Source organism: Halobacteriovorax sp. RT-2-6 (genome assembly GCF_047085025.1).
In the GTDB taxonomy this organism is placed as follows: Bacteria; Bdellovibrionota; Bacteriovoracia; order Bacteriovoracales; family Bacteriovoracaceae; genus Halobacteriovorax_A.
Window position 1 is genome coordinate 924,101 of record NZ_JBKIYH010000002.1, and the last position, 18,076, is coordinate 942,176.

The following is an 18,076-nucleotide window of genomic DNA, read 5'->3' on the forward strand; positions in this document are numbered from 1 at the left end:
AATGATATGAGTTCTGATTTTAATTATTGGGGATATATGAAGAAACTTATTTGGATTTTACCGGCACTAGTTATAGCGATTTATTTTTTTGTCACAAGTTCTGATAAAACACAAGACGATGTAGCAGTAAAAACTCCTACTCAAAAAGTCGAAAAAGAAAAACAGCAAAAGTCGACGAACTTGGCCAGTAGTCCTCTAGCAGAGAGTGGGTCCGCGAAGAAGATAGATGATAGTCCAGAGCTTTTGAGTGAAAAGAAAATAGTCATCAAAAAAATTTTAAAAGATCTATCTAAAGCAAAGTTAAATGAAACATTTGAAAATGCTTTTAAAAATAAAAAGTTTAATGAGAAATCTCCACAGAAAAAAGAGAAGCTTCTTGAACTAGTAAGAAACTTTCCATTTCAAGAGAAGCTTGAAAAGTCATATGAAAACTTAGACCTAGATGAACTTGAGGCAATTGCTGAGATTCAAGATAGTGAGACCTCTAAAAAATTACAAGAAAATGCTCAGCAAACACAGGACAAGATTGTAGATCTTATAACAAATGGTAAGGAATACTCACTTCCTGAGGATAAAAGAGAGATTGTGAACAGTATTATTGAAGAAGCTGCACTTCTAGAGCAATCAACAGCTTCGTCTAAGAGTTTAATTCAGGCAATGATGGTACATACTGAACAAGAAAGAAATCCTACAATGAATATAAACGAAGTCGTTGCTAACGCTCAAAAGCAAACTGATGCCATTTTGGATGCACAGGGAAGAAATATAAAACTGGCCCTCGATATGTCATACGAAAGCTTATCAAAAGAAGAACTTGAGGCCCACTTACACATGCTTCAAAAAGTTGACGCTAAGAAAGCGTATCAAGCGGCACTAAAGGCCAGTAACTCCGTCTATAAGGAGTTTATGATCGAGTTCCTAAAAGTTATGAAATAAAATGATGGCCGCTTCAATAAGCGGCTTTTTTTTTGCCTACTTAAGATAATAAAATCACATTAATTCTATAAATAGCTAAAATCTCGTTAACCAATACTGGACTAAATATGTACTTTTTTCAAATATAAAGTATTGTATAATGAATATACTTTTAAGAGGTTATAAAAACTAATTAGTTAATTATGATTGCACAGGACAAAGTTTTGGTGAATGATTACTACCATTTAGATCAGAAATATCGAGAATTCTTCGAGATGCACTTTCTTGCAGTTCTTCTGATGATTGTCTTATACGTGATCTTTTATTTCTATAATATTGAACCGCATCTTCTAACGACGATGAATTATATGATTGTCTTTGATTCAATTATGGCGGTCGTTTTCTATAAGAAACTCTTTAAAAAAAATATTTCATTTGTGATATTTTTCTCAGTTGTAGTGGAAAGTCTCATTTGGTCAATTTACCCTCGCCTTGCAGATTATTCTGCCACAAGTTCACTTTGTTATATTGCAGGAATTATTGTTTTAGCGTTTCACTTACAACATACAAATATTAAGTACTGTCTTCTACACTTTATTATCATGGCCTCGAATAATTACTTCCTTAAAGATCAAAGCCTTGTTCTCGTCACATTCTTGCATCTTTTCATTACGACAGTAAGCTCTATTCAATCGATTACTTTTAAGAATAATGCGAATCAGATTTGGCATAAAAAAGAACTTCATAAGAATATATTAAATCTAAAGAGTTACTTCACTCACAACTTACTCAATCCAATCAATAATATGCTTGCGATGATTTCTTCAGGCTTAGACGATAAAGATAAGATTAAGAATAGTTTGAGAAAAAATAGTAATCGTATTGAAGACTTCTTAATGAAGGAGTTCGATGATGTTGATCACTTACTCGATCATCAAGTAGATATTTTTAATATTCCAATTTTTAACAACTTTAAAAGATCATCGATTATCCTCATTCTATCAATGACTGCCTTTTACGCATTCTTTGCTGTAGATCTTTTTAATCCAGTTGCAAATATTTCTTATTCTGGCTTGGCCATTGTTATTAACTTTTTGATTTTTGCCTTTCACCTTTATAAGACGAAAAATCACTTCTCGATTCAAAAGATAAGCTATATTTATCTCTTTAATGCTCAACTACTATTTACACTGAAGTATTATCTAAACTCAAGTTCGGCTACGGCGCTTCCACTACTACTAAGTAGTTACCTATTCACAATCGTTCTTGCAGCAAATACAAGAATTAAATATATCTACAGCCTTACAATATCTGCATGCCTACTTTCACTAGTCGTTAATGATATTGTTAACTGTATCTTATTCATGTCATTTGTAATCTATTTTTCAAGAGTAGTTCTTGGCTTCTTTCATAAACAAGAATCAATATACAAAAGTATAAAGGAACTTGTTAAACATGAAACATCATCAAGATTTGCTGTTGAGATTGAAACGAAGTTATTACCGTTATATCAAAAGCTTCAAGATAGTATTGATCACTACCTTTATGACCATGAACTTGCCAATGACACGGAAGAAGTAATTGCGTCTGCACACGACTTTACTGAAGTAGTCCACTTATTAAATAATGGCGATGAATATCAGATGGCCCCGAATTCTCACTAAGAGTTTATAGAATTATTTATTTTGAGAAAGAGAAATTGCTTCTTCAATCTCATTCCCTTTAAAGCCACGACGTTCGATATAGCGTCTAAAGAAACCACTGGCCTTAGCAACAAGAGTTTTACGTTTTGGAATTACGACTTGCTCGGCCCTTTGTTCAATTCCAGAGATAATTTCAGAGACGACCTCTTCAAGGGAGATCATCTTCCAAGGACCTTCTTTATTGCCACCCCAAAGCTTATTTCCGACAGGGTCACTTGTCACACCATCCATTAATGGCGATGGAAAGAATGTCGGATGAAAGCTTCCAATATCGACACCAAGATGTCGAACTTCCATGCGAACACTATTGCAAACAGCATGAAGTCCTGCCTTGCTTGCAGCATAAGATGCTTGTAAAGGACAATGAACGAAAGAGGCCATCGAACAGATTGCGGCCATATACCCCTTGCTTTGTGTAATATATGGAAGAGCTGCTTTGAATGTGCGCCATGGACCATTTAGATTAATATCAATCACCTGTGAAAAGTCTTTTTCGCTTGAAGAGATCATTGGCGCCATTTTTGTGATACCAGCATTTGCTACGACGATATCTATTTTTCCAAAATAATCAAAGACCTTTGCCATGGCCAGTTCAAGAGATTCATAACTAGTTACATCAATACTTAGAGCTAAGCCTCCTAGTTCACTAGCCTGCTTTCTAAGTTTTTCACTATCAATATCCATCAACGCAAGCTTTGCGCCACGTTCAGCAAGTTCAACACTTAGAGCTGCACCCAGGCCTCCAGTAGAGCCTGTAATAACAATGACTTTGTCTTTCAAATCGATTCTATTCATAGTGAAATGCTTATAGCACCATAAAAGTCGACAATCTTATTTATTGTAAACAATACAAGAATACTTTTAATCGCCATTATCTTCATAACTAACTGAAATAATAGAATTTAACTTAATTAAACAAGCAAAGTTGGCCATCTCGATATGGATTTTTCCTAAAATGATACAATCGTTTAATGAAGTGGTTCTTCATAGTCACCCTATTCACTCTTACCTTATCAGCTTTCGCGCAAAGTAGGCCTCTTAACGAATTTTCAATAAAAATCGATAATGATGCTCCATTTGAAACTGATAGGTATTACTCTAATGGTCTTGAACTGATGTATCAGCGAAGGCTCTACTCTCAAGGCTCATTAACAAAGTTGCGCTTTGGAGTTGCTCATAAAATCTATACACCAGAAGCAACTTTAAGTACCACTGTAGTAGAAGGAGACCATCCTTATACTGGCCTACTCTACGGAATTCTTGGAATCTCTCACGTTAATAGCGATTACTATCTTCGTGCGGATCTATGGACAGGACAACAAGGCCCATCTGCTAAAGCAGGTATTTTACAAAATATATTTCATAAAATGACACCTTCTTCGCAAGTTAATGGCTGGCAGAATCAAATAAGTAATCAATACTTTTTTAATGGAGAATTTAAAATTATTAAGATCAATCGAGGTCCAATATTTGAATTATCTCCTTGGCTGCAAGGGCATTACGGTGGGCTTAAGCGAGATGTCGAAATTGGTCTTAAATTTGGAATGAGGCTTGGCTTCTTTGAATTATTTGCTAACGGCTCTTATGTCGCAAACTTTTTCGATGCTGTTCTACAAGGTTCAAAAAAGGTTGAATCAGTCTACGTTATTTCAGACGAAGACATGGAAGATATTTACTACAAAGCAGATGCTGGTTTTAATCTATTTTTTAGAAGTATGAGAGTAACATTGAAAGCGAACTGGCATGGCCCTCAGTTTAAAGGTGCCACTAATCACACTTTTGCAACTCTAGAAACATCATTCTATTTCTGATCGCAAAATTGAATAATACTTCATATCCCAATGCTTACCACGATGATAAATTTCATTTCTAAGTAGTCCTTCATACTTAAGCCCAAGCTTTTGCATGACTCTTTCACTTTGAAGATTTTCGGCCTTACAACGACACTGAATACGTTCAATATCAAAGTTCTCAAAACAATAATTTATCACTTCCTGGGCGGCTTCAACGATAATCCCCTTCCCCCAAAAGTCATCGTTTAAAACATAGGCCAATTCCATACATTTATTCTTTGTCGAGACCCAAAAGCAGCCGACACAACCAATAAGCTTGTCATTCTCTTTTAAAGTAATAGCAAATGGTTCTGGTATCCCCTGCTCATAGTTTGAAAATGCGTACTTTTCAATAAAGTCGACACTATCTTCAACTGACTCATGAGGCTCCCATAGGGTATACTTCGAAATATGAGGCTTCTTTCCATATTCAAAAATAGAATCCTTATCGCTTAACCTAATTTCTCTAAGCACAAGCCTTTTTGTTTCAATTTTTGGTGGTTTCCACATATTACTTCCCCCCTATATCTGATCTTAACTGACAGATTTTATTATAACGACAAAAGTTTTACACAAAAACTGTATTTTTTTATTGTACGGAATTTTGGAAAGGAATAATATATAACAAATATATATAACCAAGTTATATAACTAAAACCATATGAGGATTAATTATGAAAAAATTACTACTTCTAGTTCTACTATCATCAGCTTTTGTTTCTTACGCAAATGAAGATTGGTCAGATTCAGTTGCTTCAGATGAAGCAGCAGTTATTGAAGAATCAGCGCCAGCAACAGATTGTGCAGCAACTGGTGATTGTGTAGATGCTTCAGCTACTACAGATACTACTTTAGATACTGAGCTTTCAGACGATTCTGATCTGGAAGTTGAGCAATAATTAAAAAACCTTCCGCAGCAGCTCTCCAGCTGCTGCATTAATTTACGATCGGTACATCCTTGGTTTATACTAAAGACGTGAAAGACTTAGAATTTTCAAGAATACTTTTAGATGTCATGCCATTTATTATTCGCTCTATTAGAAGTGAACTCAGAGAAGCGGCATCCCCACATATTTCCTATCCTCAATTTAGGGCCCTCTCCAATATTGGCCGAGGGCTAAGTACAGTTGGAGAACTAGCTGATCACCACGGAATAAGCCAGCCTGCAATGACTAAAACTATTAATATTTTAGTAGATGAAGAACTCGTAATAAAAAGTAAGTCTAGTGAAGATGCCAGACAAACGATTCTAAGCTTAAGCCCTAAGGGCCAACAACTTTACAGTGATGTGTGGAGTGAAGTTCAAGAAAAGATCTCTCTTAAACTAAAGAACTTTCCAATTAAAAACCGTAAAGCGATGGTTTCTAACTTACAAAAATTGAAAAGTATTATTAATTAATTATTTTTGAAATCGATTGATATATGTACAGTGCTGACAGAACTCTTCAACACGCTTATTATTATCAAACCCCTGCCTCATTGCGACTGCTCGTGGAGAACTAAGGATTGCTTTTAAGTCTTGATCAATTGCATTTCCTAATGGAATTTGACTTTCTTTATCCAGACAGCAAGGAACAACAGTTCCATCTGCATGAATTCCAATATGTGTTTTTAGGGCATGACAGCGCCCTTGTGTTCCTTGGTTTGGAAGATTCCAATCAGGCCAATCAAAATGTGAGTCAAAGTGAAGATAAACCTTATTCCAAATTCTTTTACTCTTAATCGACTCAACTTGAGTACGACGATTAATTTCAATATCGTAGAATCTCTCTAGAGTCTGAAACACCTCTTCATTTTCTTTCATAATTTGTTCATTACGGCCTAGATTCCAAAGACGATAATTTACATATGTTTCAGGTGAAGTTTCATTTAACTCTTTTGAAAAATCTAAAATTGGTCTTAGGTAAGTATTGAAGTCGCGATTTGGAAAATTGTCTTTATAACTTTGAATTGAAAAATTAATCTGTCTTAAAACTTTGCTTTTAAGAAGAATTTCTTTTCGAGATGCAATGACCACCCCATTAGTTGTAATTTGAACTGGGACCTCATTACGCTCACATATCTCCATAATCTTCACGAAGTTAGGATGTGCCAGTGGCTCTCCCATTAGATGCAGACACACTTGCTTTGCAAGAGGCTTTGCCTGGATTAAGACTTTTTCAAAATCTTCTGGCGTCATGACCTTCTTATCTCTTTCTACAACAGGACAGAACGTGCACTGCAAGTTGCAAATATTTGAAATTTCAATGAAGATTCTATCTAGCATGAGACTTTCTAACACGCTTCATCAAGATTTGTCAGGTTTTTTTGACGAACAAGAAATACAACTCGATAATTATTATATTAAATAAATTTAGGGGAAAAGATGAAACAAGTACTACTAGTCGTAATTATATCTTTGATTGCATTTGCATCGGAGGGAAATCTTGATTCATTCTGTGCATCTAAAAAAGGTGATACTGGCCACTATAAATCAGGATCAAATTATTACATTTTCAAAGGGCCATTTCTCTATAAATTTGAAGAAGAACAAATTAGATTGATTTTTTCAAAGTATGAAATACGTTCAGTAAAAGAATATAAAGGTAAGCTCTATATCCTGACACCAGATTATGTATTTGTACATAATCTCAATAATTACGAATTTGTAACAAGCTTCCCTTCAACCCACTTACCAATTATACAAAAACATCAATCAGCACAAGATATGACAATAATGAATGATAAACTTTTTATCGCTCATGGCTCACTTGGACTAATGAAGATCGACCTATCTTCATATAATGTAGAATCAGCTCACAACTTCGACCTACCCCACGATTCGAGCCAAGTTTCGACTGCGACAGGTATTGATAATGACGGCAAACGAATCTTTGTTATGCTTGATAATGTGACTTATAACTTTTCGACAAAGAAGAGAGCTTTTGAGGGTCTTGTTATTCTAGACGAAAATATGAATCAAGATAATGTTCTTTCAATTCGTCAAAACAGAGAAGCTCTTCATATGCCTAAAGCAGTTATTCATAATGGTTTTTTAATTTCAAAAAATATTCAAAACCTCTACTTTTATGAAATAAGTGAACTTAATAAGATAAAGTCACTGTGGCCAAAAAGAAGGCTTTATGACTTTGCTGGAGATGATCTAGCATCGACTCCTGCTATTGTAGATGGCAAGGTCTATGGTTGTTTCAATCAATACGATGGACTAACTTTCAAATACTTTCACAGAGAATTTAAACTATAAAAAAGCCTAGGAAATCCTAGGCTTTTTTCTTATTTTAATCCGTATAATGACTCTAGCTTTTGATCTAGCTCTGGTACTGTTAATTTCATCTTAATATAAGTATCTATTAAGTTATCATTTAGAAGACGGTTTAAGTCCTCTCCATTTTCTAACTGTTGATTGATATTGTAGCGAATTAGATCTCGTAATCCCTCAATCCCTTCAATATCACCTCTCTCCATCATCGCTTCAACTTGAGCTCTCTCTTTTCTATTAAAGTCAAAAAGATGAGAGATTCCAGTTGTTGCTTGAGAAACAAGATAGAATGCAGCTCCAACACCCTCTGATGTTAAAGTGATTCCCTTTCCTGTGTACTCAGTACCTTTCTCAAGATTATCAGCGCCAATTAGAAGTTCAGTTAACTTTGACGACTCAACACTTGCCTTCTCAATTAGCTTAAATACTTCTTCTAAAGTCATAACAGAAATATCGATAGGCTTCTCTAGAACTCTGGATAGAAAATCATTAATATCTGTCAATAACTCACTACCTTTAGTTGTTCCATCTAGAGCTAACTCAATTAATTTTTCAAGATGAGTCATTCTTGTGGCCTTTGAAAGAAGATCTGCAATTTCTTCAGTTGCCATCGTTGAAATATCAAGAGGTTTTTCCAGAACTCTTGATAAGAACTCATTAATATCAGTTAACAATTCAGATGCTTCTGATGTTCCCTCAAATGCAAGATCAATGATCTTAGTTAAGAATTCTTCAGTTTTATCAGAACTTGGCTCTAAATAAACATAGATCTTTCTTGTTACCTCAATTGAAGACTTAGTCGCTTTACCAGATACTTCAAAAACCATAGCAATTCCGTCTGCAGTTAGACGGAATGCTGGCTTAGAAAATTCTGAAAGATTAATAATTTCTTCAGCTACTTTTTCTGAAGCACGGTACGAAGATTGGAGCCCTTTTGAAATTAAGGCTTCCAGCTTCTCTCGAGTAAAGTCTGCGACTTTTACCGTTTGTCTCGTTGAACTCTTGCCCGCATCATAGATTGCTTCTGAAACCTTTGAAGAGGCATCAAATGCAGCATCTCTAATATCGGCACCTACTGTATTAAGTGATAATAGAGTAAGTAAAATAGCTGAAGTTGTTCTTTTCATTATTAATCCTTTTTAAAAAAGTTATTATTTTACAATTTGACGTCCGTAGATTTCCTCTAGCTTATTCTCAAGATTAGGAACTGTTAGTCTAAGCTTGATATAAGTATCGATCGCATTATCATCAAGAAGCTTATTAAGATCCTCACCGTTTACAATTTCTTCATTGATATTGTGTCTAATTAGATCACGTAGCCCAGCAAGACCTTCAACGTCACCTCTTTCTACCATTTGCTCAATTTGCTCTCTTTCTTTTCTATTGAAGTCAAATAGTTGAGAAATTCCAGTAGTTGCCTGTGATACAAGATAGAACGCAGCTCCAATACCATTTGAAGTTAAAGAAATTCCTTTTCCTGAGTACTCAATACCTTTTTCAAAGTTTTCTGCACCTAAAAGGAACTCTGATGCTTGAGTAGACTTTTCACTTGCTTTTCCGATTAGCTCAAAGATCTCTTCAAGAGTCATCTTAGTGATATCAATTGGCTTCTCAAGAACTCTTGAAAGGAATTCATTAATGTCAGTAATTAGCTCTGATGCTTCCGATGTTCCTTCAAATGCAAGCTCTAGAAGTTCAGTTAAAAATTCACCTGTTGCTTCAAGAGTTGGCTCAAGGAAGATATAGATTTTCTTAGACACTTTTAAAGTTTGCTTTGTCCCTTTACCAGAGATTTCAAATACCATTGCTAGGCCATCAGCTGTAAAACGAAAAGCTGGCTTAGATACTTCAGATAGCTTTACGATTTCTTTAGCTAGTTTTTCAGAAGCTTTATAAGATGACTCTAAGTTCTTAGAAATAAATGCCTTTAGGTGCTCACCAGTAAAGTCAGCCACTTCAACCGTTTTATCTGTAGCGCTTTTTCCTGCATCATAAATAGCTTCAGAAACCTTTGAAGATGCTCCAAGAGATGCATCTCTTACCTCAATAGCATTTGCTTGAAGTGCCATAAGTGTCATAAGTGTCGCTGTAGTAAGTTTTTTCATAATTTTCTCCTCTTTTTTTGTTTTTTGTTTTTGTTTGTTATTTATATGCTTTCATTGAAATAATTCTTGCTTGATCACGAATATTTCTAATTAGATCTAGTAATCGTGCTAAATCTTGAACTTCTTTTTCATAGTTACTTTTTACGTCTTCTAGTAGTTGATTTTCGATCTTCTCTAACTCAGCGCTTTTCACATTATGTCTATCAAAGTCAGAGTCTCTTAAGACTAATGGAATTCCGTAGCTTGAGTCATTGGCCTTTACACGGCTAGACTTTCTCATTTCATTCCACTCTTTAATTCTTAGACCAAGCGGTGTTTCTTCTTCCATATTCTTATCCAGGAAGTTCCCAACCTCTTCATCAATTGAAGATTGTTTAATTTTAAAGATTGCACCTGTTAGGATTGAAAGATCATTAAGTTTTCTTTCCACATCAACTGTTTCGCTAAGTTCATTTAATTCTTCAAATTTAGAAAACAGACGATCAACATCAAATTCTTCTAAAATATCTTTAATAAATTTTTCTCTTTTTACTTCTTTGTATTTATGATCACGGCCACCACCTACACGACGTCTTCTAACAGTGTAGTCTGATTCTTCAACTCCAAATAAAGATGTTTTTACTTCTTTTAAAAGTTCAATATCACTTGGGAAGAACATTCCTTGCTTTTGGGCTTTTTGTGTATCTTCTAAATCCTCTTCCTTAGAGAATTCACTTTCAGTAAACTTATCTAGCAGAGAATAAGGAAGGATTACTCTCTCATAGGCAAATTCATTATTTGGTAGAGCTGATTGAAAAAGCTCATTAGACTCTGAAGCACAGTTATTAGTGATAAACTTATAGTCACCTTCATATTCCCAATAAACCTCTAACACTTTATTGATGAAGTCTGTTTTTTGTTCTTCAGATAAATAGATTGGTTGGCTAATAAGATCCCTTAACTCTCCTCCGTTATACTCATTAATAACCTCTGGGAAAGAAAGCATGAATAGAACTGAGTCGTATCCACCAAGAACACCTTTTAACATGTCACTTTTGATATCTGTAACATTAGCACGGTAAGAAAGAACAACATGATAAAGCTTGTCTTTTAAACACTTCTCATCAACCTTCTTTCTGAAAGGTGCACAAAGAACAATACGATACATTGAGTGACCAAATCCTGAGATCATTGAGTCACCTTTTGAAGCAAGTAAATAATCGATTCGGTAAACACGACTTGGATCGATATCTCTAGTAACTTTTAAGTCATCTAAAACGATTTCAGAAAAGATCTTGCAATCGTAATTAGGAAACGGAATATGATTTAATAACTCACTATAGAACTTGTAATAAGACGGTCTTCTACACTTGTACTCTTTATCCATTAGGAAAAATTCAAAATTTACAGCGTTATGCTCTTTTAAATTTTCAAATTCATAAGCGTCGACAGATCTTTTAGACGATAAGTTTTTCGTTTTCTTAGAAAAGAATCCTTTTTTCCAGTTTGCAAGTTTGTAAAATGAAAATAGGCCACTAATAGAGTTTCTATTCGTATCTTGGGATAGAATTGCTCGACACTCATCACTTACATGATTACGATCTTCTTTTTCATCACGACAAATTTTTGCTTTTTTCTTATGTTCTTTTGTTCTAACTTTTTTAAGATCATAAAGGTGGGCCAATTCATGCAAGATTGTAGCTTGTGCTTTTCTTACATAATTCTTATGACCACAGTTAAACTGCTCAACACTCTCGTCACCGTTAATAATCTCTTTTATAAAGAGTGAAGAGATATTGATTTCATCGCGATCAAAGTAGCTTACACTTCCGTATTTTACTGGAACTGATTCGTTACAACGATCCTTTGGAAAACTTCTAATATTTTTATTCTCTTTAAAATCAGAGAAAGTAATTTCAATTTTCTCACCAATAGCTTCTCTTACTGATGTAGGTATCTTTTCATCAACTTGTGCGATAAATACTTCAAGAGTTTTTGTAAATTCTTTTGGAACGCTGTCTTTATTAAGCTTTAGGATTTGCCCACTATAAGCAAAAGTCACCCCTGTTAATAAAGTAGTCAGTAAACTCTTAAAGATTAGGTCTCGCATAATATTCCTTAAACAGTTGTACAAAGTTTGTTCAGCAATAAAGTCAGTAGAAGGCTGAAACTCCGTTCAATTTCTTTTATTTGAAATATTATGTTGCAATAGGGGTGCCAATTTAGAATTGGTTCATTGAAGTCTAGTAAAGGCGTATCTTATCACTATTTAAAGAGCCTAACTCTTCTCCACAAATATTTGTAGGTGCCTGACCTTGTGGACCGAGAGGAACTGTCTCTAAGAGAGTTCCTTCAATATCCCTCTCATCGGTATGGCCACGACACTCAATTGCACTAGAAGTATAGGAGATAACCTTATACTGATAGATACTTGCCGGAGCTCTTAGCGGAGAATCCACTCCCTCATCAAGGCATGACAGTAAGAGAATGATAAAGAATATGATTGAGAATATTTTTTTTAAGGGCATATCCTACTTTTCGGAGAGCTTCTAGAACGAGGAGACTTAATTAAAGTAAAAAGGGAGCCGTAACTCCCTTACTATTAATTTGAATTTAGGCCACCTAATAGATGGCGAGAAGTGAAGCGAATGTAATCAATACTCTCTTCAGCTCCAAATGAAGATGTATAGGCATGAAAGCTAGATAAGAAGTGATGCCACAGCATTCTTCTAAAGCCTTCTTCCTCTTCTGTGCGAATAATAATTCCAGCACTTCTAAACAACGGTTGTACCCATCCCCAATAAAGATCAACAATCTGTGGGGTCAACCTAGCGGCGACTGAGTCATTATCGGCCATATTCTTTGTATTGTACGCAAGAGATAAAAATTCATCAGCGATATTTTTGTGAATCATTAATTCTTGAAAAATCGCCTTGTAATTATTTGCAAGATTATCAGCGTTTGATTCATTCTCTTCAACGCGGAAAGGCTTGTTCGTAATTGCAGAATTCAAATTTTCTCTAAATAGACTGAAGATGACATCCTCTTTCGACTTAAAGTAATTATAGTAAGTTCCAATCCCCAATCCACACACTTGGGCCAATTCTCGCATTCCTACTTCATCGACCCCTTTTTGAGTAAATAATTCCATTGAGTTTTTTAGAATCATTTCTCTCGTTCTCTGTTTCTTGATTTCTCGTAAACCTGCCATAACACCTCCTTCATGGTCAGCGTAGAACAAGTAGCTCCCGAGCTAATTGGTCGAGAACTCTTTCTAATTTGATCATAGTCGATTCATGGATGACGCTCATCTTAATTAAGTTAAAAGATGGTAATTCGTAGGTAAAAATTTAGTCAGCTGATCTTCATCATTGCCCATTATATGTACTTTTTGAGAGATTATTGACTAATTTATAAACACCGATTTTTTTTAAATTGCTTAATTTACGAAGAATCTTAATTTTGAGATAATGATTAAATGTCTATATTATTAAAATTAGTTCCTACATTAGTTTCTTGGTACCTAAGATTTGTTAAGTTCACATCAAAAATTGTTGTTTTAAATCCTGAGAACTTAGATCTGGCAAAACAAATGGGAAATCATGGAAATTACGCCCTGGCCGTATGGCATGAGCATTACCCGACTTCAGTTTTAACAGAACTTGATACGGGACTAATTACAATGGCATCTCAATCAAAAGATGGAAGCCTAGCTGCAGACACAATTGCAAAATTAGGATTTAGTCCAACTCGTGGAAGTTCATCACGTGGAGGAGCAAAAGCACTACAATCAATGATCGAACAAATAAATGAGAGCAGACTTAATTCTGCTATTACAGTCGATGGACCGCGCGGGCCAAGCTATGTCCCAAAAAAAGGCATCCTCGTTGTAAGTCATGAATGTGAAACACCTGTACTTTGCATTCAATCTATTTCCACTCGCCGCTTTTGCATCAGTAAGAGCTGGGATAAAACAAAAATTCCTAAACCTTTTGGGCGTATCTACGTTGCTTACGGTCAGCCTTTTCAAGTAGAAAGTCTAAATAATGATGATTTAAAAGCTTATAGCGAGCAGATTGTCACAACGCAACAAGGCCTTACAGAGCAAATTCGTAAGTATGTAGAATACTAAGCTACTGAAATCATGTAAATTGTCGAGATTTTTTGATGAATTAAGTCGTGAAATAATGTGTCGTTAGTGGTACAAATTTAAGTTACTATTAAGATTTCAAAAAGATTTTATTATAATCAAGAATTGATCAATATTGTTTAAAAAGTGAGATGCTATGGCAGAGAATATGCTGGAAATTAAAAACCTTACAGTTGAATTTCAAACAGAAGATGAAAGAGTTAAGGCCGTAAAAAGCTTAAACCTAAGTATTCCAAGAGGAAAAACTGTTGGGCTTGTTGGTGAATCTGGTTCAGGTAAGTCAGTAACATCTTTAGCAATTATGGGACTTATTCCTAACCCTCCTGGAAGAATCAGTGAAGGTGAAATTCTTTTTAATGGTGAAGACTTAACTAAGGCTTCTAATGAAAGAATGAGACAACTTCGTGGTAATAAGATTGCAATGATCTTCCAAGAGCCAATGACTTCTCTAAACCCTGTATTCACAACAGGTAATCAAATTGATGAAGTTCTTATGCTTCACCAAGGAATGACTAAAGAGGAAGCTCGTAAGAGAACAATCGAATTATATGAAGAAGTAGGTATTCCTTCTCCTAAAGAATCAGTAGATAAATATCCACACCAAATGTCAGGTGGTCAAAAGCAGCGTGTAATGATTGCGATGGCAATGGCATGTGAGCCTGAACTTCTAATTTGTGACGAGCCGACAACTGCTCTTGACGTTACAATCCAAAAGCAAGTTCTTGAACTAATGTTTGATCTTCAAAGAAGACACAACATGAGTATGCTATTCATCACTCACGATTTAGCAGTAATTGCTGATATCGCTGATGAAGTTGCGGTTATGTTTAGAGGTGACCTAGTTGAGCAAAATACAACAAAAGCACTTTTTGAAAATCCACAACACCCATATACAAAGGGACTTCTAGCTTGTCGTCCAAGTCTAGATGAAAACCCAGTTAGACTTTTAACTGTAGATGACTTCTTAAATGCAAAAGAAGATATTGATGTTTCAAGCCTTGAAATGAAAAAACCAAGAGCAATTAACGAAACAGATAATCCAGTTCTTCTAGAAGTTAAAAACTTCAACAAGCACTTCCCTATTAAAGGTGGTATTTTTGGTCGTACTGTTGACTGGTTTAAGGCCGTTGACGATGTAACGATTCAAGTTAGAAAAGGTCGTACTCTTGGTCTAGTTGGTGAATCTGGATGTGGTAAGACAACTCTTGGTCGTACAATCCTAAGACTACTTGAGCCAACTGCTGGTGAAGTTATTTATGACGGAATCAACGTTACTAATTTAAATAAAAAAGAAATGAGAGAGATGCGTGAGAGAATGCAAATCATTTTCCAAGATCCATACTCTTCTCTAAACCCACGTATGACTATTGGTGATATCGTAACAGAACCAATGGTAATTCACGGAATTGGTGGATCAAAGAAAGAAAGATATGCTGTAGCGGCTGATCTTCTTGAAAAAGTAGGACTTAGAGGTGATCACCTTAATCGTTACCCACATGAGTTCTCTGGTGGTCAACGTCAACGTATCTGTATTGCACGTGCCCTATCTCTTAAGCCAGAGTTTATCATCTGTGACGAGTCAGTATCTGCACTAGATGTATCGGTTCAAGCGCAAGTACTTAACCTACTTCAAGATCTTCAAGATGAACTAGGTCTAACTTATATCTTCATTTCACACGACTTATCTGTAGTTAAGTACATCTCGGATGAAATCGGTGTTATGAACAAAGGTAAGATTGTTGAGTACGGACCAGCACACGAGGTTTATCGTAACCCACAAGATGAGTATACGAAGAAGCTTCTAAGCGCTATTCCGAAAGGTGTTCCTAAAGAACTACTTTAATTAATTTTCTAAACTAATTTTTAGATAAATTCATAAGAAAGGAGGTCATTGACCTCCTTTTTTTATTTCCACTTTTTGCGTTATAATATTGAGATGGAGGAAGCGTAATGCCTGTCATCGAATCAAGATACACTTGTCATCAGTCTCTACAAAATGGTCACTTACAAACGATCATCCCATTCTTTATAAGAAGAACCCCTAGACATAAATTTGAGAAGCGAACACTGACAACTCCAGATGGAGACTTTCTACGCTACTATAGATCAACAACAAATTCTCCACTTGAAAACAAACATCTCATCATCATCTCCCACGGCTTAGAAGGAAATGGTCGAGACCGCTATATTGTGGACATGATGAAAAAATTCAATTCTCATGGTTATGATGTCATTTCCTGGGATATGCGCTCGTGCGGTGGAGCACTAAATCGAACTAAAAAGTTTTACAATGCTCAAGACTATCACGACTTAAAATTTCTCGTTGATAATGTTTCTGACGAATATGAGCATGTCTCTTTAATGGGAATTAGTCTAGGTGGTGCAATTACTGCAAATTATCTAGGAAGACACCCCGAGGTTGTTAATCATAAGATTTATCGCGGCTTTATTCTTTCTTCACCAATGGACTTAAATGGTTGCTCAGTGAAATTAAAAACTGAAATTTCACGTCATATCTATCGTCATGTTTTTGTTTATTCCATGAGAAAGAAAGTGATCGAGAAGGCCAAGGTTATGGAACTTCCTGTTGATCTAGATAAAGTGAAAAGTATTAAACATATTGATGATTTTGATGAGTATGTTACGGCGCCTATCTATGGCTATCGTGACGGTAATCACTATAGAGAAGAAGCTTCACCAATTAGTCACTTGGAAAAAATTCGTGTCCCATTTTATATTCTTAACGCCTATGATGACCCATTCTTATCGGAAGAAAGTTATCCATATGAATTGGCCCAAAGGAAAAGTAATTTATACCTCGAAGTACCAAAAAATGGTGGTCACGTAGGGTTTATAAAATCTCCCTCTGAAAAATATTATTGGTATGAACATCGTATTTTAAATTTTTTGAAAATGAAGCTATAAGAAAGGCCTCCGATTGGAGGCCTTATTATTTATTTTTTAAATTCTACTTTGTATTGAGCCTTGGCCCCTTTATAACCGTAAACTTTGATATAGTAAGTATTTGAAGAGTTAACTTTTAGCCTTACTGCTTCATTGTCACTTGAAGATTCTTTACGAGATACAACTTTATAACTTGATCCCATTTTCTTTAAAACTTCAAAGTCTAGATCACCTTCACTATGAGAGAAAAAGATTTTAAAGTCTAATACTTCACCGGCCTTCATTTCTGCTTTGTAAAAATCAACATCTTCTTCGCTATCGATTTCAACATTTTGAGAGAAACTTGATCCTAACTCTGTTGCCGTTTCAGCAGTATTATTATCAGAGCTTGGTGTATCTGAAGAATCACTATCATCTTGATCTTGTGCTAAAACACTTGGGAAGTTTTCTAAGATGAAAGGAACAATTCGACTCATTGATACTGCACCATTGTAAACTCCGCGTCCTCCCCATCCGCCGTAACCAGCGTGGTGGATTGCATATACCTTGTCAGAGTCTGCGCTAAATACTGGTGAACCTGAAGATCCTCCCAATGTATCCGCATCGTATAGAACATCTCCTCTTAGGCCAACAACTTTCCCTTCAGAAACCTTCTTCGTCCAGTCACAATCATAGTCTGTGTAGTAATCACAATTTTGGTGGATAACATAAACACTATCACCTTCTACTGGCTCAGTTGTATCTAATTCAACCTTACCATATGTCTGTCCAGGAGTTCCCTCACACTTAACAAGTGCAAAATCTAGTTCCTCATCATTACCGATAAATTCACTACATTTGATTTCACCTTGGTTAGACTTTGAAACACCTTTTTCGTGTTTCATAAAAACTTTCATTCCTACAACATCAGCAGCACTAGTGATGCAGTGATGGTTTGTCATTAAAATATTGTCTGAGATTAAGAAACCAGTACAACGGCCAGTATTTGAAAATTGAATGTCAGCTACCGCTTTTGAATTCTTTCTAACTTCTGATGATTCATCAAAAGCAATTACTTCTTGCCAGTTAACATCACCAACGATGATTGAACCTGTCGAAACATCTGCGTTTGATGAAGCAGGAACACCTTGGCCACATGAAACTGTTAAGAATGTGGAAACAACTACTAATAAAAACATGGAACTTCTTACTGACATTACCCTCTCCTCCAATCTTCCTTATGGAATTCT

The 18,076-nt window shown here is 35.4% G+C and carries 18 protein-coding genes; 9 read left to right on the plus strand and 9 right to left on the minus strand.

Annotation, left to right across the window (positions count from 1 at the left end; all coding sequences use genetic code 11):
• Positions 1 to 36 precede the first annotated feature (36 nt).
• Together ACMAYS_RS12990 and ACMAYS_RS12995 are read left to right on the plus strand one after the other, a co-directional pair.
• Entirely contained in the window at positions 37 to 936 is a 900-nt protein-coding gene (locus tag ACMAYS_RS12990) for a hypothetical protein (protein WP_412463431.1), read from the plus strand.
• Positions 937 to 1,142: 206 nt separating this feature from the next.
• The gene (locus ACMAYS_RS12995; protein WP_412463432.1) at positions 1,143 to 2,579 is read left to right on the plus strand and encodes a hypothetical protein; all 1,437 of its coding nucleotides are present in this window, start codon (positions 1,143 to 1,145) and stop codon (positions 2,577 to 2,579) included.
• A 12-nt stretch (positions 2,580 to 2,591) separates the two neighbouring features.
• Here ACMAYS_RS12995 and ACMAYS_RS13000 read toward each other — a convergent pair whose 3' ends face one another.
• Positions 2,592 to 3,413 carry an SDR family NAD(P)-dependent oxidoreductase gene (locus tag ACMAYS_RS13000; RefSeq protein ID WP_412463433.1) on the minus strand — a complete coding sequence of 274 codons (822 nt, stop codon included), beginning with the start codon at positions 3,411 to 3,413 and terminating at the stop codon, positions 2,592 to 2,594.
• Between the two features lie 176 nt (positions 3,414 to 3,589).
• On the opposite strand from ACMAYS_RS13000, the gene ACMAYS_RS13005 reads away from it, so the two are divergent.
• Positions 3,590 to 4,429: a lipid A-modifier LpxR family protein gene (locus ACMAYS_RS13005; RefSeq protein WP_412463434.1), complete on the plus strand. Its 840-nt coding sequence runs from the start codon at positions 3,590 to 3,592 to the stop codon at positions 4,427 to 4,429.
• Here ACMAYS_RS13005 and ACMAYS_RS13010 read toward each other — a convergent pair.
• Positions 4,415 to 4,960: a GNAT family N-acetyltransferase gene (locus ACMAYS_RS13010; RefSeq protein ID WP_392993472.1), complete on the minus strand. Its 546-nt coding sequence runs from the start codon at positions 4,958 to 4,960 to the stop codon at positions 4,415 to 4,417. The genes ACMAYS_RS13005 and ACMAYS_RS13010 overlap by 15 nt on opposite strands.
• Positions 4,961 to 5,124: 164 nt before the next feature.
• On the opposite strand from ACMAYS_RS13010, the gene ACMAYS_RS13015 reads away from it, so the two are divergent.
• A complete protein-coding gene (locus ACMAYS_RS13015; RefSeq protein ID WP_103217751.1) occupies positions 5,125 to 5,349 on the plus strand; it encodes a hypothetical protein in 225 nt (74 codons plus the stop codon).
• Between the two features lie 77 nt (positions 5,350 to 5,426).
• Entirely contained in the window at positions 5,427 to 5,849 is a 423-nt protein-coding gene (locus tag ACMAYS_RS13020; protein WP_146037834.1) for a MarR family winged helix-turn-helix transcriptional regulator, read from the plus strand.
• Here the strand turns inward: ACMAYS_RS13020 and ACMAYS_RS13025 are convergent, their stop codons facing one another.
• A complete protein-coding gene (locus tag ACMAYS_RS13025; RefSeq protein WP_103217749.1) occupies positions 5,850 to 6,716 on the minus strand; it encodes a radical SAM/SPASM domain-containing protein in 867 nt (288 codons plus the stop codon).
• A gap of 99 nt (positions 6,717 to 6,815) precedes the next feature.
• Here ACMAYS_RS13025 and ACMAYS_RS13030 point away from each other — a divergent pair, with 99 nt between their 5' ends.
• Positions 6,816 to 7,694, plus strand: coding sequence for a hypothetical protein (locus ACMAYS_RS13030; RefSeq protein WP_103217748.1), 879 nt, complete (start codon positions 6,816 to 6,818; stop codon positions 7,692 to 7,694).
• Positions 7,695 to 7,723: 29 nt separating this feature from the next.
• On the opposite strand, the gene ACMAYS_RS13035 is transcribed toward ACMAYS_RS13030, so the two are convergent.
• From ACMAYS_RS13035 to ACMAYS_RS13055, 5 genes are all read right to left on the minus strand, one after another.
• Entirely contained in the window at positions 7,724 to 8,836 is a 1,113-nt protein-coding gene (locus ACMAYS_RS13035; protein WP_103217747.1) for a hypothetical protein, read from the minus strand.
• 24 nt (positions 8,837 to 8,860) lie between these two features.
• Complete coding sequence (locus ACMAYS_RS13040) at positions 8,861 to 9,814, minus strand: hypothetical protein (protein WP_392993478.1); 954 nt, start codon at positions 9,812 to 9,814, stop codon at positions 8,861 to 8,863.
• 37 nt (positions 9,815 to 9,851) lie between these two features.
• Entirely contained in the window at positions 9,852 to 11,903 is a 2,052-nt protein-coding gene (locus tag ACMAYS_RS13045; protein WP_103217745.1) for a DUF4105 domain-containing protein, read from the minus strand.
• A 133-nt stretch (positions 11,904 to 12,036) separates the two neighbouring features.
• A complete protein-coding gene (locus ACMAYS_RS13050) occupies positions 12,037 to 12,321 on the minus strand; it encodes a hypothetical protein (protein WP_412463435.1) in 285 nt (94 codons plus the stop codon).
• 74 nt (positions 12,322 to 12,395) lie between these two features.
• Complete coding sequence (locus tag ACMAYS_RS13055; protein ID WP_103217743.1) at positions 12,396 to 13,004, minus strand: TetR/AcrR family transcriptional regulator; 609 nt, start codon at positions 13,002 to 13,004, stop codon at positions 12,396 to 12,398.
• Between the two features lie 267 nt (positions 13,005 to 13,271).
• Between ACMAYS_RS13055 and ACMAYS_RS13060 the strand changes: the two genes are divergently transcribed.
• The 3 genes from ACMAYS_RS13060 to ACMAYS_RS13070 all read left to right on the plus strand — a co-directional run bounded on the left by ACMAYS_RS13060 (position 13,272) and on the right by ACMAYS_RS13070 (position 16,868).
• The gene (locus tag ACMAYS_RS13060; protein ID WP_103217742.1) at positions 13,272 to 13,925 is read left to right on the plus strand and encodes a lysophospholipid acyltransferase family protein; all 654 of its coding nucleotides are present in this window, start codon (positions 13,272 to 13,274) and stop codon (positions 13,923 to 13,925) included.
• A 154-nt stretch (positions 13,926 to 14,079) separates the two neighbouring features.
• Positions 14,080 to 15,786, plus strand: coding sequence for an ABC transporter ATP-binding protein (locus tag ACMAYS_RS13065; protein ID WP_103217741.1), 1,707 nt, complete (start codon positions 14,080 to 14,082; stop codon positions 15,784 to 15,786).
• A 107-nt stretch (positions 15,787 to 15,893) separates the two neighbouring features.
• Positions 15,894 to 16,868 (plus strand): YheT family hydrolase, encoded by a 975-nt coding sequence (locus ACMAYS_RS13070; protein WP_392993486.1) that lies wholly within the window; start codon positions 15,894 to 15,896, stop codon positions 16,866 to 16,868.
• Positions 16,869 to 16,897: 29 nt separating this feature from the next.
• Here the strand turns inward: ACMAYS_RS13070 and ACMAYS_RS13075 are convergent, their stop codons facing one another.
• Positions 16,898 to 18,043 carry a trypsin-like serine peptidase gene (locus ACMAYS_RS13075; RefSeq protein WP_103217739.1) on the minus strand — a complete coding sequence of 382 codons (1,146 nt, stop codon included), beginning with the start codon at positions 18,041 to 18,043 and terminating at the stop codon, positions 16,898 to 16,900.
• Positions 18,044 to 18,076: the final 33 nt, after the last annotated feature.

Excerpts from the sequence above, each read along its gene's own strand:
- ACMAYS_RS13075 (WP_103217739.1), bottom strand. The coding sequence starts at position 18,043 with ATGTCAGTAAGAAGTTCCATGTTTTTATTAGTAGTTGTTTCCACATTC.
- ACMAYS_RS13055 (WP_103217743.1), bottom strand. The coding sequence starts at position 13,004 with ATGGCAGGTTTACGAGAAATCAAGAAACAGAGAACGAGAGAAATGATT.
- ACMAYS_RS13050 (WP_412463435.1), bottom strand. The coding sequence starts at position 12,321 with ATGCCCTTAAAAAAAATATTCTCAATCATATTCTTTATCATTCTCTTA.
- ACMAYS_RS13000 (WP_412463433.1), bottom strand. The coding sequence starts at position 3,413 with ATGAATAGAATCGATTTGAAAGACAAAGTCATTGTTATTACAGGCTCT.
- ACMAYS_RS13040 (WP_392993478.1), bottom strand. The coding sequence starts at position 9,814 with ATGAAAAAACTTACTACAGCGACACTTATGACACTTATGGCACTTCAA.
- ACMAYS_RS13045 (WP_103217745.1), bottom strand. The coding sequence starts at position 11,903 with ATGCGAGACCTAATCTTTAAGAGTTTACTGACTACTTTATTAACAGGG.
- ACMAYS_RS13010 (WP_392993472.1), bottom strand. The coding sequence starts at position 4,960 with ATGTGGAAACCACCAAAAATTGAAACAAAAAGGCTTGTGCTTAGAGAA.
- ACMAYS_RS13035 (WP_103217747.1), bottom strand. The coding sequence starts at position 8,836 with ATGAAAAGAACAACTTCAGCTATTTTACTTACTCTATTATCACTTAAT.
- ACMAYS_RS13065 (WP_103217741.1), top strand. The coding sequence starts at position 14,080 with ATGGCAGAGAATATGCTGGAAATTAAAAACCTTACAGTTGAATTTCAA.
- ACMAYS_RS13025 (WP_103217749.1), bottom strand. The coding sequence starts at position 6,716 with ATGCTAGATAGAATCTTCATTGAAATTTCAAATATTTGCAACTTGCAG.
- ACMAYS_RS13015 (WP_103217751.1), top strand. The coding sequence starts at position 5,125 with ATGAAAAAATTACTACTTCTAGTTCTACTATCATCAGCTTTTGTTTCT.
- ACMAYS_RS12990 (WP_412463431.1), top strand. The coding sequence starts at position 37 with ATGAAGAAACTTATTTGGATTTTACCGGCACTAGTTATAGCGATTTAT.
- ACMAYS_RS13070 (WP_392993486.1), top strand. The coding sequence starts at position 15,894 with ATGCCTGTCATCGAATCAAGATACACTTGTCATCAGTCTCTACAAAAT.
- ACMAYS_RS13005 (WP_412463434.1), top strand. The coding sequence starts at position 3,590 with ATGAAGTGGTTCTTCATAGTCACCCTATTCACTCTTACCTTATCAGCT.
- ACMAYS_RS13030 (WP_103217748.1), top strand. The coding sequence starts at position 6,816 with ATGAAACAAGTACTACTAGTCGTAATTATATCTTTGATTGCATTTGCA.
- ACMAYS_RS13060 (WP_103217742.1), top strand. The coding sequence starts at position 13,272 with ATGTCTATATTATTAAAATTAGTTCCTACATTAGTTTCTTGGTACCTA.